This is a genomic window from Streptomyces sp. KMM 9044 (assembly GCF_024701375.2).
Classification (GTDB): domain Bacteria; phylum Actinomycetota; class Actinomycetes; order Streptomycetales; family Streptomycetaceae; genus Streptomyces.
In genome coordinates this window covers 3,892,400-3,907,753 of the sequence record NZ_CP113910.1, presented here as the reverse complement: position 1 = coordinate 3,907,753, position 15,354 = coordinate 3,892,400, and the positions used below count along the sequence as shown (strand labels likewise).

Here is a 15,354-nt window from a genome sequence, read left to right as displayed (position 1 = left end):
GGACAGGGCGCCCGCGGGGCTCGCACGGGATGGGTGGGAGACGGCGGACTAATGCCTCCGATTGTCCCGCACGCACGGCCGCGCCCGCTGGTCGGGGCCGGACGGCGGGCGGCCGGGTCAGTCGTTCTTGCAGATGCGGTCGAGGAGGTTGGCGGTGGCGCGCTGGATGCGCGGGTCGGTCCGGCCGGGGCGGCCCAGGGCCGGGGACCAGGTGAGCGTGCCCGACGCGAAGACCCAGGCACCGGAGGGCGCCCGGTAGAGCGAGGTCTCCTGGTGCCGTCCGGCCCCCGCCCGGTCGGTGTACGGGGAGTGCGCGAGCAGTACCCGCTCCTCGTGCTCGGGCAGCGGGGTGCGCGGGAAGTAACGGTCGGCCCCTCCGGCGACCAGCCCTTCGATCCCGTCGCCCTCGAAGGCCCCGGTCCCCTCCCACAGCCAGTGACCGGCATTGCGCACGATGAGCGGGTGCGGCTCGGGGACCTGACCGGCGTACTGGACGCCGATCAGCTGCTGCTCCGCGCGGTCCGTCTCCCGCCACAGCGCCGGTCTGCCCGGTGCCCTGCGGTCCGGTGCTCCAGGGCCCGGGGTTCTGCGGTCCGGGCTCCGGCGTCCGCCGCTGCGGCAGGTCAGCAGGCGGTCGGGGACTCCGGACGGAGAGGGTGCGAGTTCCACCCGCCCGTACAGGGTCCGGGCGGAGAGGAAGACGAGGGAGGTGCCGTACGCGCGGGCGTCTTCCGCGGCGCCGCGCATGGCCCGGGACCAGTACGCGTCGGGGCCGGGGAAGACCAGGCCCTTGTACCGGGTGGGGTCGACCCGGCCGGCGTGCAGGTCACGGGCGTCTGCGTAGGCGAGGTCGTAGCCGTAGCGCTCGGCCCAGCGGATGACGTCGTAGGCGTGACCGGCGTACTCGGGCAGACCGGCACCCGCGTACGGGCGGTCGAAGGAGACGGTGGTCGCGATGCGGGCGCCGGCGTCGGCGTCGGTCGTGCCCGTCCCGTCGGCTTCCGGGTAGCGGTTGTGGAGCTGCCAGGTGATGTCGGGCAGGACGACGAGCAGGTCGGCCGGGCGGTGGTCGCGGACCGTGAAGGGGATCTGGGAGCGGTGGCGGCCGTCGGCGGTGGTCAGGACGGCCACATGGGCGCCGGTGCTCCAGTCCGACGGGACCGGCAGCCGCCAGGACAGCCACCAGTGGTGGCAGGAGACCGTCCGGTCGGCGGTGAGCGGTGAGGGCTGCGCGATGCCGGCGAGCCGGGGGCCGGACATGATCCGGGTGGCGCCCCGCCCGTCGTAGTGGCCGATGCGGTGGACCTCGACGCGGAACTCCTGGGGCGGGTCGACGGTGACGTGGAAGTCGATGGCCTCTCCGGGTGCCACCCCGCCGGTGGAGCTGAACCCCTCGATCCGGCGATGCCCCTGCTGCGCACCCATGGTCGCTCCCCTCCCGCAGGCCCCGTTGCAGCGGTCAGCAATGTGCTTGTCGTATGTCGCAAGCCCTGGCAAAGGAGCGCGACCAGCCCAAGCACATCACATTACGCACGCGTCGCGTCACCCTTCGTCGCGAACCGGCCAAAAGCGGAAGGTCCAGCTCCGGTGGTGGTGGGGAGCGGGAGCCGGCTCTTCCTCTCGTCCTGCTCAGACCAGCCGGACCGGCTTCTCCGGGCGTATGCCCTGCCGGGTCAGCCACAGGCGGAGGGCCGCGGGGTCCCCGTCCTCGATCAGCTTCATGACCTGGGCGGGCAGGCCCGTGACGCGTGCGCCGCCCACGAGGAGGGCCGGTCCGTCGAGCCAGTCGAGCCCGGGCGTCGCGCCCGCGGTGTCCATGGCCGCGCAGCAGACCATCGCCGTGATGTGGTCGGCGAGCAGTTCGCGACCGGTGCGCGGAGGCTGGAGGGGGAGCAGGGGCAGCGCCCGGTCGTCCCAGAGGGAGGAGGGACCGATGGACGCGGACGTCAGGGCCGGGGCAATCGGAGCCGCCGGGGCCGACGCGGCCCGCGCGGTGGCCGCCGCGTCCTCGCGGGCCACTTCGGCACTGATACGGGCGGCCAGGGCGACGCTGCGCGGGGTGGTGCCGGCGAGGTCTTCGGCACCGTCCGAGTCCGCTCCGGCGACGAGGGCGGCTTCCCGGTCCCCGCGTGCCCCGTGCTCTCCGTGTGCGGGCGGGATCGCGTGCGGCGGGGGTTTTGCGCGGGAGTCCGGTCCCCGGCCCGGTCCCGGGCGCGGTTTTGGACCGGGGTCCGTCAGGTGGTCGAGGACACGGGAGAGCGTCGGGCCCTCGGAACCCGGGCTGTCCGCGCCGGCGGCGGAGCGTACGCCGAGGGCGTCCAGGACGCGGTGGAGGCGGGCCGCGTCCGTACGCCACTTGCGGTCGACGACCTCCTCCGGGTAGTCGCCCCAGTGGACCGGCGACCAGTCCGGCCCGCGCCCGGCGGGACCGCCGTAAAAGAGCCGGGCGGCGAGGAGGGAGGTGGCCTCGTCCACCGCGCCGGGCTCCTCCAGCAGATCGCAGGCGGGCCGCTCGCCGAGACGGGAGGCGAATCCCTCGGCCAGCCGGTCCCGGCGGGACAGCTCGGTGAGCGCGGCCACCACCCCCACATTGAGCCGCGAGGGCCAACAGCCCATCCGCCAGGCGGGCAGCGCGACCCGGGTGAGCAGCCGGTCCCAGCCCGCGTACGCCAGTCCCACCTGCTCCTGGGCGACGATCCGCAGCCCGTGGTCCACCGCCTGGGCACGCTCGGCCGCCGCCGCGGCGACCCCACGCTCCATCTCGGCCGCGTGGCCCCGGCAACTGCGCAGCAGTACCCGCGCGACCCAGCCGAGGCCCACGAACACCGCGCGGAACACCGGCCCGCGGCGGTGCTCCGAGGTCACCGCCACCGCCGCGTCGAGACCGCGGACGAAGCGCCGGGCGGCGGCTATGTCCGGATGCGCCGAAGGCCCCGTACCGGCGACGACCGGCGCGAGGACCGCGCGCAGCTCGCCCACCCGCATCCACCACAGGAACGGGGAGCCGATCACCAGCACGGGTGCGGCGACCGCCCGGCGGCGCGGATGCCGGCCCACGCCCGCCATGTCGTCGTGCTCCTCGGCGGACGGGGGGCTGCCGTGCGCCGGGTGCGTGCGGTCCTCCAGCCAGCTGTCGCAGTCGGGGGTGAGCGCTATCGCGGACGGGGCGGGGACGCCCAGCCGGTCGGCGAGGTCGCGCACCATCCGGTACAGGTCCGGTGCGGTCTCCTCGGCGATCGCGACCGTCGGAGTCATCGCGGGCCGGGCTCGGGCGACGACCAGGGCGACCCCGGCGGCGGCGAACAGGGCCAGCACGGCGAGCGGCGTGAGCGTCCAGCGGGCGAGGTCCCAGCCGGCGCCGGTGAAATGGCCGGTGGGGACACCGACGAGCAGGATCACGGCGGCCGCCGCGGGCAGCAGGGCGACGGCCAGTGCCCTGCCGCGCAGGCGCAGCACCGCGAGCGCCCGTGAACGCGCGGTCTGCGTGCTCGCCCCACTGCCCATGCCGCCTCCGCTCATGACCCGCCTCACCCCCCTCCCGACGGTCCTGACGCTGTCCCGGCGTTGTCCACTCCCCCACTGTGGCACCCGTCACTGACATCGCAATGCCGGTGGGCCAAGTGCCGGAACGCTTGCGCGGCACCCTAGTTGGGGCTCCGGCCCTCGTCAGCCGGATACCGCATCGGTCACTCGATGGAATGACTTGGGGGAAAGGCGGACGGGGGAGGGCAAGGATCGGGCCCCGGATCCTGAGACGGATCCGGGGCCCCGGGGGTCCCGTGCCGTTCGTGACGCGGTCCGACGGCGCATGCCCGGCCGACCTGCGCCGGGCCTGCACAGCAACGCTTACACGCCCTGTGCCGCCTGCTCCGCCCGGGCGACCTTCGCCTCCTCGGCCGCTTCCGCGGCGATGTCCGTACGGTGCTGGGAACCGTCGAGACGGATGCGGGCGACCGCGCGGTAGGCACGGTCGCGGGCCTCGGTGAGGTCCTCGCCGGTCGCCGTGACGGACAGCACCCGACCGCCCGCGCTGACGGTCGTGTCGCCCTCGCGCCTCGTCCCCGCGTGCAGCACGTACGCGTGCGGGGCGTCCTGCGCGGCGACCTCGTCCAGGCCGGTGACGGGGTCGCCGGTGCGCGGGGTGCCGGGGTAGTTGTGCGAGGCGACGACGACCGTGACGGCGGCGTCGTCGCTCCAGCGCAGCGGCTCGAGATCGGCGAGATTGCCGGTGGCGGCGGCCATCAGCACCCCGGCCAGCGGGGTCTTCAGACGGGCCAGCACGACCTGCGTCTCGGGGTCGCCGAAGCGGGCGTTGAACTCGATCACGCGGACACCGCGCGAGGTGATCGCGAGACCGGCGTAGAGCAGACCGGAGAACGGGGTTCCGCGCCGCCGCAACTCGTCGACGGTCGGCTGGAGCACCGACTGCACGACCTCGTCGACCAGCTTCGGATCGGCCCACGGCAGCGGGGAGTACGCTCCCATGCCGCCGGTGTTGGGGCCCGCGTCGCCGTCCAGCGCGCGCTTGAAGTCCTGGGCGGGCCTCAGGGGCACCACGGTCACGCCGTCGGTCACGGCGAAGAGGGAGACCTCGGGGCCGTCCAGGTACTCCTCGATGACAACCCGCTTGCAGGCACCGGCGTGTGCCTTGGCCTCCTCGATGTCGTCGGTGACGACCACACCCTTGCCTGCGGCGAGCCCGTCGTCCTTGACGACGTACGGCGCACCGAAGGCGTCGAGGGCGGCGGCGGCCTCCTCGGGAGTCGTACAGACGTACGAACGCGCGGTGGGTACGTCGGCTCCCGCCATGACGTCCTTCGCGAAGGCCTTGGAGCCCTCGAGCTGCGCGGCCTCCTTCGAGGGGCCGAAGGCGGGGATGCCCACGTCACGCACGGCGTCGGCGACACCGGCGGCGAGGGGAGCCTCCGGGCCGACCACCACAAGGTCCGTGGCGAGCCGTGCGGCCAGCGCGGACACGGCCGCGCCGTCCAGGGCGTCGACCTGGTGCAGTTCGGCGACCTCGGCGATACCGGCGTTGCCGGGGGCGCAGTACAGCGCGGTGACGTCGGGATCGAGGGACAGGGAACGGCACAGGGCGTGTTCGCGGGCACCGCTGCCGATGACGAGGACCTTCACGGGCTCAGCCTAACGGGATCCGGCGGGTTCGCTTTGTGCGGGCTTCCGAAGGACGAGGGTGAACCGGCTCGTGGTTTCCTCCAGCCCGGAAGGCCACCGGCGGGCCCGGCCCGAGTCGCCGAGCCGCTTCACCCGCTCATCCGCTCATCCGTTCACTCGTTCACTCGTTCGTGATCTCCTCGACCACTGTCGCGCCCAGCTCCCGGACGATCAGTTCCTTCCCGGAGAGGGCGGACTCGTCCAGGTCGGGGTCGTCGTCCTCCGGGACGTCGTCCTCGGGGGAGACGGGGGGCGGTGGCTCCGGGGCGCAGGGCCGGGGCGCCGCGGCGGGAGCCGGTGCGGAGGCGGCTGCCGGGGCGCCGCCCGACCGCGCGGAGGCGGAAGGACCCGACGGGGCAGCCGGACCAGAGGGGCCCGAAGGGTTCGGGGGAGCCGCCTGCTGGGAGGCGTCGGGGCGCTGACCGGCACCGGCACCCGCGCCCCCGTACCCGCCGCCCGCGCTTCCGGCACCGTACCCCGCACCGCCCCCGCCGCCGCCGAGGCCGCCACCCGGGGCCGGGGCCGCCGCACCGCCCCCGGAGGGGTCGATCACGGCCTCGATCTTCCACTGCACGTGGAACTGCTCGGCCAGGGCCTGGCGCAGCACGTCCTCGCTGCCACTGCTCAGGAAGTTGTCCCGCGCGCCGGAGTTCACGAAGCCGATCCGGAGGGTCGTCCCGTCGAACCCGGTCACCTGGGCGTTCTGGCTGAGCAGGATCCAGGTGAAGCGACGCCGGTTCTTGACCGTCTCCAGGATGTTCGGCCAGATCGTCCGTGGGTCGAGTCCGCCGCCGCCCCCGGGGGGCGCGGAGGCCGGCGGGTGCGGGGACGTGGACGCGGGTGCGGCCGCCGGCGTGCCGGGGGCACTCAGAGCGGCGGCCGCAGAGGCCGGAGCCCGCCCTCCTCCCGCCACGGCAGCCGTGGGCCAGCCACCGGGCCGTCGCCCGCTTCCGGCGGATGCGGCGGCGGGCCAGGCGCCGGGAGCGGGCGCACTGGGCGCGGGCGGCGCAGGCTCGCTCGATGCCGCGGCCGGAGCCGGAGCAGCCGCCGGAGCCGTTGCGGGCTGCTGAGACTGAGGCTGATCCGATGTCGGTACCGGCGCTCCCTGCCCCCGTACCGCCGCCCGAGCCGCGGCCGGACCGCCCCCCGGCGGAACCGGCGCCTGCGGCGGGCCCTCCTGGGCGGCCGGCGGGACCGGAGCCCTCACACCACCGCCGTGCCCCCCCACGTGCCCCTCGCCCCCGGGCGCATACCCCATGGCGGGCACGCCCGCTGCCGCGCCGCCCGCCGAGAAGTCCACGCCCCGCTCGATCCGGTCCAGGCGGGCCATGACCGACCGCTCGTCGCCGTACGCGGCGGGCAGCAGCACGCGCGCGCAGATCAGCTCGAGCTGGAGCCGGGGCGAGGTGGCGCCCCGCATCTCGGTGAGCCCCTCGTTGACGAGGTCGGCGGCACGGCTCAGCTCGGCAGCGCCGAAGACGCCGGCCTGGGCCTGCATCCGCTCGACGACATCGGCGGGACAGTCGATGAGCCCCTTCTCGGCGGCGTCCGGAACCGCGGCGAGAATCACCAGGTCCCGGAGCCGCTCGAGCAGGTCGGTGACGAACCGGCGTGGGTCATTGCCCCCCTCGATCACACGGTCGACGACCTCGAAGGCCGCGGCACCGTCCCCCGTGGCGAAGGCCTCGACCACGGAGTCGAGCAGTGAGCCGTCCGTGTATCCGAGCAGGGAGGTGGCCATGGCGTACGTCACACCGTCGGGCCCCGAGCTGGCGAGCAGCTGGTCCATGACGGACATCGAGTCACGCACGGACCCGGCGCCGGCCCGCACGACGAGAGGCAGCACCCCGTCCTCGACGGGACTCTCCTCCCGCCGGCACACCTCACCGAGGTAGTCCCTCAGGACCCCGGGCGGCACCAGCCGGAACGGATAGTGGTGGGTACGCGACCGGATCGTCCCGATGACCTTCTCGGGCTCGGTGGTCGCGAAGATGAACTTGAGGTGCTCCGGGGGCTCCTCGACGACCTTGAGCAGGGCGTTGAAGCCCTGCGGGGAGACCATGTGGGCCTCATCGATGATGTAGATCTTGTACCGGCTGCCCGCGGGCCCGAAGAACGCCTTTTCCCGCAGGTCACGGGCGTCGTCCACACCACCGTGGGACGCGGCGTCGATCTCGATGACGTCGATCGAACCGGGCCCGCCCCGCGCGAGGTCCTGACAGGACTGGCACTGACCGCACGGCGTCGGCGTGGGTCCCTGCTCGCAGTTCAGGCACCGGGCGAGGATGCGCGCGCTGGTCGTCTTGCCGCAGCCGCGCGGTCCGCTGAACAGGTACGCGTGATTGACCCGGTTGTTCCGCAGCGCCTGCTGCAACGGGTCGGTGACATGCTCCTGCCCGATGACCTCGGCGAACGACTCCGGGCGATAACGGCGGTACAGCGCGAGAGACGACACGTCTACGAGGTTATAGGCGCCCGCCGACAACCCACCCCGCCCGCGGTCCCGCGCCGACGATCCGGACACCGGGAACGCGAACGCCCCCCACGCACCCGCCAGAGCCGACCTACCCTTGCTGCCTTCCGGCCCTGGGGGAGTTCAGTCAGATAGCGCCGCGTGAGGGGCTGCGCAAAGGCTACCCCATGTCGCGGGGTGGGAACGAGTTCGCGAGCACCACCCTCGGTCATGTAATGTTCCCGGCGGAGGATTCGCCTAGAGGCCTAGGGCGCACGCTTGGAAAGCGTGTTGGGGGCAACCCCTCACGAGTTCGAATCTCGTATCCTCCGCCATTGCTCTCACCGGGCAATACGTCGAAGGCCCCCGCAGCTTGCTGCGGGGGCCTTCGACGTATGTGGTCTCAGTTTTGGTCTCAGTTGCGCAGGGCGGCCAGCTGCGGGACCTCAACCAAGACGGCCCGGCCAGGCACAACTGCGTCATAGCATCAGGACGGCTCACGCCCACGGCAGCAGCGGTTCCACGTCCACCCCGGAGGTTCAGCTTCATGGTCCCCAGTGACGCAGGCCATGCAATCGACCGGTTGCGCAAGCACTTGACCGGTGTGAAGTTCCCCCACTGAAGTGGACAACTTTCCGCACCCGAGCTGACGGACCGGCCGGCACCGGCTGAGCCCGCCCCGGCCGGGCACGACCGGCCCCGCCGAGGCATACGCGTCTCCCTCGCGGAGGCCCGCCGCCTGTTCAACCTCATCGGCCGCCCCCTCCACGAGATCCAAAATGCTCTGCGCCGGTCAAGCGGCGGTCGGAGCCAGGGTCAGCAGGTTGCCCATCGCCGCCAGGACGGACGGCTCGACGCGGTAGTAGACCCAGGTGCCGCGCCGTTCGGAGGTGAGCAGGCCGGCCTCCTTGAGCTTCTTCAGGTGATGGGAGACGGTGGGCTGGGAGACTCCGACGTCGGAGATGTCGCACACGCACGCCTCGCCGCCCTCGTGCGAGGCCACCGCCGAGAACAGCCGCAGCCGGACCGGATCGCCCAGGGCCTTGAACATCCGGGCGGCCGTCTCCGCCTCCTCCGCGGTGAACGGGCGCTCGGCGAGCGGCGGGCAGCACGGTACCGCCACTTGGCCGTCGACGGGTTCCAGCAGCGGCAGCACCTTCGCATTCGACATACATCTATGTTGACATACGCCGAAGCAGGGGGCGAGAGCGAGCGACATGGATTCGATAAACGTCTATGTTGACGCTTGTCGAATCCAGTGTCATGCTGGCCGTGCAAGCCATCGACACATGTCGAAGCAAAGGGGAACCCCATGGCCGTGTCCATCAACAGCGTGCCCGCCGCCGGGCGGCTGCCCGTCGTGGTCGTCGGAGCCGGCCCCGTCGGCCTGGCCGCCGCTGCCCACCTCGTCGAGCGGGACATCGAACCGCTGGTGCTGGAAGCCGGGCCGTCGGCCGGCACCGCCGTCCGCGGGTGGGCACACGTGCGCCTGTTCTCCCCCTGGGCAGAGGTCACCGACCCCGCCGCCGAGAAGCTGCTCGCCCCGACCGGCTGGGCCCGTCCCGACGGCACCGCCTACCCCACCGGCGGCGACTGGGCCGAGCAGTACCTCCAGCCGCTCGCCGACGTCCTCGGCGACAAGGTGCGCTACGGTGCGACCGTGACCGGCGTGGCCCGCGCGGGGCGCGACCGCATCGTCGACTCGGGCCGGGACGAGCAGCCCTTCACCGTACACATCCGGTCCGCGGGGGGCCGGGAGGAGCGGATCACCGCCCGCGCCGTCATCGACGCTTCCGGCACCTGGTCCACCCCCGGTCCGATGGGCGCCGACGGCCTGCCCGCCCTCGGTGAGAAGTCGGCGGCCGACCGCGTCTCCTACCGTGTCCCCGACCTCACCGACCCCGCCGTCCGCGCGCGTTACGCGGGCAGGCGCACCGCGGTCGTCGGCTCCGGCGCCTCCGCCTTCACCGCCCTGGCCCACCTCGCGGACCTGGCCGGGGACGAGCCGGGCACGCACGCGGTGTGGGTCCTGCGGCGCGGGATCACCGGCTCCACGTACGGCGGCGGCGAGGCCGACCAACTGCCCGCCCGCGGCGCACTCGGCCTGCGCGCCGCGGCGGCGGTCGAGAACGGATACGCGAGCGCGGCCACCGGCTTCCGCACCGAGTCCGTCGAGCGCGAGGGTGACATCGGCAGCGACGGGCGGCTGGTCCTGGTCGCCGAGGACGGCCGCCGTCTCGGCCCCGTCGACGAGATCATCGTCCTGACCGGTTTCCGGCCGGACCTGTCCTTCCTCTCCGAACTCCGCCTCGGCCTCGACGAACGCCTCCAGGCCCCGACCGCCCTCGCTCCGCTCATCGACCCCAACGTCCACTCCTGCGGCACCGTCTACCCGCACGGCGTGAACGAGTTGTCCCACCCGGAACAGGGCGTCCACCTGGTCGGGATGAAGTCCTACGGCCGCGCCCCGACCTTCCTGGCGATGACCGGATACGAGCAGGTCCGCTCCGTCACCGCGGCCATCGCCGGTGACCGCGAGGCCGCCGAGCGCGTGGAACTGACCCTGCCGGAGACCGGAGTGTGCGGCGGCGCAGGCCTGTTCGACGACCCCGACGCCGCCCGGACCGGCGAGGGCGGCGAGGGCGGCGAGGCAGGAGGCTGCTGTGCGGCCCCCGCACCCCTGCAGATCGGCGTCGGCGCCCCGGCCTCCTCCGGCGGCTGCTGAACCGCCGGCCCGCCCCTTCCGATTCCGCCAGGAGGTACGCCATGTCCCGAGTGCAACTCGCTCTCCGTGTCCCGGATCTCGACGCGTCCGTCGCCTTCTACAGCAGGCTGTTCGGTACCGAGCCCGCCAAACTCCGGGACGGCTACGCCAACTTCGCCGTCACCGAGCCCCCGCTCAAGCTCGTCCTGATCGAAGGCGCGCCGGGCGAGGTGACGCGTATGGACCACCTCGGCGTCGAGGTCGACAGCACAGGGGCCGTCCACGCCGCCACCGCCCGGCTGGGTGAGGCCGGCCTGACCACGGACGTGGAGAACGACACCACGTGCTGCTACGCCCTCCAGGACAAGGTCTGGGTGCACGGCCCCGGCGGGGAACCCTGGGAGGTGTACGTCGTCAGGGCCGACGCCGGCTCCCTGGCCAAGCAGCAGGGCAGCACCTGCTGCACCGGCCCCGCAGAAGCCGACGTCACCGTCGCTGCGACAAAGCCGTCCGACGCGGGCGGCTGCTGCTGACTCCGCACAAGCCGCTGCTGCTCCTGTACGCGCCCGGCCGGCCATCTCTCCGAAGCCCGCGTCCTGCGGCAGGTCGCGGTAGCGGCGAGCAGCATGCGGGGTGACGAGCCGCCCGCCGGGCTCGGGAACCCCGCGGGCCCCAGCCGACGGACGAGCGGACCGGTTTCCCACCTGTGTTACCGTGAAGAGTTGCAGTTTTGGTTACAGAGGCTTGTGAGTGCTCTTCCGACCTTCCGTCGACGAGCACTCTTTTTCGTGCCCTGAGGGCTTCGCGGCTCTCCGGGAGGATTACGGCCGGGCGAATCATTGTTGCGACGACGGGTCCCACAAGGTGTGGGTCCCGGGCACTGCCCTCAAGGAGATTCAGCATGGCATCTGGCACCGTGAAGTGGTTCAACTCGGAAAAGGGCTTCGGCTTCATCGAGCAGGACGGCGGCGGCCCCGACGTTTTCGCCCACTACTCGAACATCGCCAGCTCCGGTTTCCGTGAGCTTCAGGAAGGCCAGAAGGTTACCTTCGACGTCACGCAGGGCCAGAAGGGCCCGCAGGCCGAGAACATCGTTCCCGCCTGACCCGTACGCTGACACCGGCTTCGGCGTCCGACGCCGAAGCCGACACGCAGTGCGTGGCCGGGACCCCGCACCCCTTGGCGCGGGGCCCCGGCCCACTGCGTTCCCCGGCCCGGCAACGAAGCCGACGCCGTACCCGTGCTCGCGGCCCGCAACACGCGGCTGCCTGCCGCTGCTCCGCTGCGTCCACCGGTCGGCGTCCGCCGACCCACCGATGCCGTGATGCACTGATCCACCGTTTTTCGGCTCATTCTTGCGAATTCTCATGCGGCCAGTACCTCGCCGTCGGGAGGAATTCCTCGATACGTGCCGCATCGAGGAAGGTTCCGCATGAACCGCAACCACACAGCTCGTTCGAACAACGGCACCGGCAACTCCGGCTCGTCCCGGTCCCGTACGGACAAGGCCGCGGGTTCCGGCCGGGGCGGCCGCTTCCGTTCCCAGGGGGCGGGTGGCCGCCAGGGCGCTCCGTCCCGCGGCGGAGCCAAGGGCGGACGCGGAGGTCGTCCCGCCGCGTCCGGCGGGGAGTTCGCGCCGCCGGTCACTCTCACCCCGGCGTTGCCGCCGGTCGGGACGTTCACCGAACTCGACATGCCCGAGCAGCTGTTGACCGCCCTGAACACCGAGGGTATGACCACCCCGTTCCCGATCCAGGCCGCGACGCTGCCGAACTCGCTGGCCGGCCGGGACGTACTGGGCCGCGGGCGTACCGGCTCGGGCAAGACGCTCGCCTTCGGCCTGGCGATGCTGGCGCGCACCGGCGGGCAGCGGGCCGAGCCCCGGTACCCGCTGGCGCTCGTCCTCGTTCCCACCCGGGAGCTGGCCCAGCAGGTCACCGACGCTCTCACCCCCTACGCTCGCGCGCTGCGCCTGCGGATCGCCACGGTGGTCGGCGGCGTGTCGATCGGCCGTCAGGTGAGCGCCCTGCGCGGCGGTGCGGAGGTCGTCGTCGCGACGCCCGGCCGGCTCAAGGACCTCATAGACCGGGACGACTGCCGCCTGGACCAGGTCGCCATCACCGTCCTGGACGAGGCCGACCAGATGGCCGACATGGGCTTCATGCCGCAGGTGACCGCCCTGCTCGACCGGGTGCGCCCCGGCGGCCAGCGCATGCTGTTCTCCGCCACGCTGGACCGCAACGTCGACCGCCTGGTGCGCACCTACCTCCACGACCCCGTCGTCCACTCCGTCGACCCGTCCGCGGGCGCGGTCACCACGATGGATCACCACCTGCTGCACGTGGACGATGACGACAAGCACGCCACCGCGACGGAGATCGCCGCCCGCGACGGACGCGTGATCATGTTCCTGGACACCAAGCACGCCGCCGACCGGCTGGCCAAGAAGCTCCTGGCCGTCGGTGTGCGGGCCTCGGCCCTGCACGGCGGGAAGTCCCAGTCCCAGCGGACCCGGACCCTGACCCAGTTCAAGGACGGCCACGTCACGGTCCTGGTGGCCACCAACGTCGCGGCCCGCGGCATCCACGTGGACAACCTGGACCTCGTCGTCAACGTCGACCCGCCCAGCGACCACAAGGACTACCTGCACCGCGGCGGACGCACCGCCCGCGCCGGGGAGTCCGGCACCGTCGTCACACTGGTCCTGCCGCACCAGCGCCGGGAGATGAGCCGCCTGATGGCCGACGCCGGCATCACCCCGCAGACCACCCGGGTACGTCCGGGCGAGGACGAACTGAACCGCATCACCGGGGCCCAGGCTCCGTCGGGCGTGCCCGTCGTCCTCACTCCGCCGCCCGCCCAGAACCAGCCCGCCCGCACGGGTTCCCCGTCCCGGAGCCGGCGCAGCCGCCGCCCCGGGCAGACGGCCCGCCGCAGCGCGGCCGGCAACGCGGCCGGCAAGAGGAAGAGCGGCCGCTGAAGGATCACCGGGAGGGCGCCGGGGCGGTGCCGCGCAGGTCGGCGTCGTACACCGTGCGGTAGTCCGGGACGACGGTGCGGGTCGTGGGGGACGCCTGGGCGACCTGCGTGAGGAGGGCCGTCCAGGTTCATCGCAGGATCGCGTACGGGGGAACCGCTCAGCGGCACCTCGAAGTTGTCCCAGTGGACGGGGACGACGGCACCGGGGCCGTCCAGCGCCCGCATCCACCGGGGTACGTACTGGTGGGTGGCCGTGCCCGCGGGCACGGCCACCCTCGCGAGGTCGGGACGCAGCCCCCGCACCGCCCGCTCGCAGAAGTCGCTGGCACCCATGAGGAAAGCCGACGGGCCGCCCCGGCCCGCGGTCACCCGGAAGGCGAGGGTGTCGCCCTCCGGCAGGTCCGAGATGGTTCTCGGGGCCTTCGCGGGGCGGGAGTCCAGCGTGCCGGGGGCGAAGTAGGCGCACTTCTCGTTGCGGCTGTGCAGGCTCGGCACGACCTCGACGACGATCCCGCCGAAGTCCAGCAGCTCGCCGCCCTTCACCACGGAGATCTGCCCCGCGTCGACTCCCAGGGCGACCAGCAGGTGGTATGTGGTCTCGGCGCCGACGACGTGGGCGCCGGTGGTCCGGGCGATGTACGGCACGTCGCCGAGGTGGTCCCCGTGGGAGTGGCTGACCAGGACGAGTTCGGGGCGGCCGATGTGCGCGTCGACGACCTCCGGCAGGGTCCGCAGGCGGGTCCCCGGGTCGAAGGCGCCGTCGAAGAGGCCCGTGGGGAAACGGGTGAGGTACGGATCGAAGAGCACGGTCCGGTCACCGACGTCGATGCGCCAGCCGGCCGTGCCGAGCCAGCGGAAGGATGCCGCGCCGGCGGTGACAGCCGTGGCAGGGGTAACCGTGGCGGCGGTGGCGGTCGCGGCCGGGATCAGGGGAGCGGTCGCGCCGAGTGCGGCACCGCGCAGCACCGTACGACGGTCGAGGCCCGCGAAACGTGTTTCCTTCGAGGAGCAGGTACGGCTGCTCTCCTCCGGCGGGCTGGACGTCGGACTCGTGCACCATCCGGTCGACGCGACCGAACTGCGGCTCGGCCCCGAGGTCTCGCTGGACCTGGGGGCCGTCCTGCCGCGTACGTCACCGCTGGCCCGGCTGCCGGAAGTGGCACTCGGCGAGCTCTCCGGGCACGACCTGGTGCTCTTCCCCCGAGCACAGGCGCCCGGCTGGTACGACCGGATCCTCGAGGTGTGCCGCGCGGAGGGCTTCGTACCCGGCCGGGTCCGGCACGCGTCGAACCCCGAGTTCCTGCTCACGCTGGTGACGGCGGGGCACGGTGTCGCCTTCGACCAGGGTCCGGTGGCCCGCAAGGAACCCCGCGTCGCCTGGCGGCCCCTGGCCGGCCGGCCCCTCACCCAGCGCGTCGGCGGCGCCTGGCCCACCGGCCGCGGAGCACACCCGGCCGCCGGCCGCTTCGCCGGCCTCGCGGCCGACGTCCTGGCCCGCGACCACACCGCGGCCACCCGCCGCTCCCCCGCCCCACGGCCACCGGACGGCTCCCCGCGGCCGTGGTCGGTGGTGTACGGCTGACCGTGTCGACCGTGCGGCACGTCTCCACGTGCCGTCGGCCGGTCACGGTCGGGGTCCGCCCCACCCGTCGAAGTCGATTCCCGAGAAGTCACGTCCCTGCAGCACCGGGCCGTTCACCGTGCCGCCGCTGATGGTGTTGACCGTCCCACCGTCCCCCGTCCGCAGAGCTTGCGCCTGCTGGTGCCATTGCGCCAACGAGCCCCGGAAGGCGGGGTCGTGCTCGGCGCGGAGCGCGAGGGCGTCCCGCAGGGAGCGAGCCCGTCCGGGGTCCTGCGGATCCCGGGTGAACAAGGCAAGCTCGGCCTCGCCCGTCGCCGTGGGGACGATGCCGCCCTCTTCGGCGTCGTCGGCCTCACACCCTCTTCCCACCAGGTCCGTCAACCCCGTCCACAGCTGCCTTCCCGCCTCACCGGCCGCTCCGGTCGCGAGGGCGACCAGCAGTCCCACGGAGATCGGATCCAC

General features: G+C 73.1%; 9 protein-coding genes, 1 tRNA gene, 1 other RNA gene and 3 pseudogenes. 6 read left to right on the top strand and 8 right to left on the bottom strand.

Annotation, left to right across the window (positions count from 1 at the left end; genetic code table 11):
- Window positions 1-117: 117 nt before the first annotated feature.
- The 5 genes and pseudogenes from HUV60_RS17610 to ffs all read right to left on the bottom strand — a co-directional run.
- Window positions 118-1,413: pseudogene (locus HUV60_RS17610) on the bottom strand (N,N-dimethylformamidase beta subunit family domain-containing protein); the annotation flags it as partial.
- Window positions 1,414-1,629: 216 nt separating this feature from the next.
- On the bottom strand, window positions 1,630-3,519 hold the full coding sequence (locus tag HUV60_RS17605) for a hypothetical protein (RefSeq protein ID WP_257850359.1): 1,890 nt from the start codon (window positions 3,517-3,519) through the stop codon (window positions 1,630-1,632).
- A gap of 327 nt (window positions 3,520-3,846) precedes the next feature.
- Entirely contained in the window at window positions 3,847-5,136 is a 1,290-nt protein-coding gene (purD, locus tag HUV60_RS17600; RefSeq protein WP_257850360.1) for a phosphoribosylamine--glycine ligase, read from the bottom strand.
- Between the two features lie 160 nt (window positions 5,137-5,296).
- Window positions 5,297-7,630: a DNA polymerase III subunit gamma and tau gene (locus tag HUV60_RS17595; protein ID WP_257850361.1), complete on the bottom strand. Its 2,334-nt coding sequence runs from the start codon at window positions 7,628-7,630 to the stop codon at window positions 5,297-5,299.
- 73 nt (window positions 7,631-7,703) lie between these two features.
- An RNA gene (ffs, locus tag HUV60_RS17590) (signal recognition particle sRNA small type) lies at window positions 7,704-7,802 on the bottom strand.
- Between the two features lie 72 nt (window positions 7,803-7,874).
- Here ffs and HUV60_RS17585 point away from each other — a divergent pair.
- Window positions 7,875-7,962: transfer RNA gene (locus HUV60_RS17585), tRNA-Ser, on the top strand.
- Window positions 7,963-8,420: 458 nt separating this feature from the next.
- Here the strand turns inward: HUV60_RS17585 and HUV60_RS17580 are convergent.
- Window positions 8,421-8,798, bottom strand: coding sequence for an ArsR/SmtB family transcription factor (locus HUV60_RS17580; RefSeq protein WP_257850362.1), 378 nt, complete (start codon window positions 8,796-8,798; stop codon window positions 8,421-8,423).
- Window positions 8,799-8,939: 141 nt separating this feature from the next.
- On the opposite strand from HUV60_RS17580, the gene HUV60_RS17575 reads away from it, so the two are divergent.
- From HUV60_RS17575 to HUV60_RS17560, 4 genes are all read left to right on the top strand, one after another.
- Window positions 8,940-10,352, top strand: coding sequence for an NAD(P)-binding domain-containing protein (locus tag HUV60_RS17575; RefSeq protein WP_257850363.1), 1,413 nt, complete (start codon window positions 8,940-8,942; stop codon window positions 10,350-10,352).
- Between the two features lie 41 nt (window positions 10,353-10,393).
- Window positions 10,394-10,864, top strand: coding sequence for an ArsI/CadI family heavy metal resistance metalloenzyme (locus HUV60_RS17570; RefSeq protein WP_257850364.1), 471 nt, complete (start codon window positions 10,394-10,396; stop codon window positions 10,862-10,864).
- 368 nt (window positions 10,865-11,232) lie between these two features.
- On the top strand, window positions 11,233-11,436 hold the full coding sequence (locus tag HUV60_RS17565) for a cold-shock protein (protein ID WP_042163016.1): 204 nt from the start codon (window positions 11,233-11,235) through the stop codon (window positions 11,434-11,436).
- Window positions 11,437-11,763: 327 nt separating this feature from the next.
- Window positions 11,764-13,311 carry a DEAD/DEAH box helicase gene (locus HUV60_RS17560; RefSeq protein WP_257850365.1) on the top strand — a complete coding sequence of 516 codons (1,548 nt, stop codon included), beginning with the start codon at window positions 11,764-11,766 and terminating at the stop codon, window positions 13,309-13,311.
- Between the two features lie 4 nt (window positions 13,312-13,315).
- On the opposite strand, the pseudogene HUV60_RS17555 reads toward HUV60_RS17560, so the two are convergent.
- A pseudogene (locus HUV60_RS17555) lies at window positions 13,316-14,276 on the bottom strand (MBL fold metallo-hydrolase).
- Window positions 14,277-14,310: 34 nt separating this feature from the next.
- Here HUV60_RS17555 and HUV60_RS17550 point away from each other — a divergent pair.
- A pseudogene (locus tag HUV60_RS17550) lies at window positions 14,311-14,892 on the top strand (LysR family substrate-binding domain-containing protein); the annotation flags it as partial.
- Between the two features lie 42 nt (window positions 14,893-14,934).
- On the opposite strand, the gene HUV60_RS17545 reads toward HUV60_RS17550, so the two are convergent.
- Window positions 14,935-15,354 (bottom strand): hypothetical protein, encoded by a 420-nt coding sequence (locus HUV60_RS17545; RefSeq protein ID WP_257850366.1) that lies wholly within the window; start codon window positions 15,352-15,354, stop codon window positions 14,935-14,937.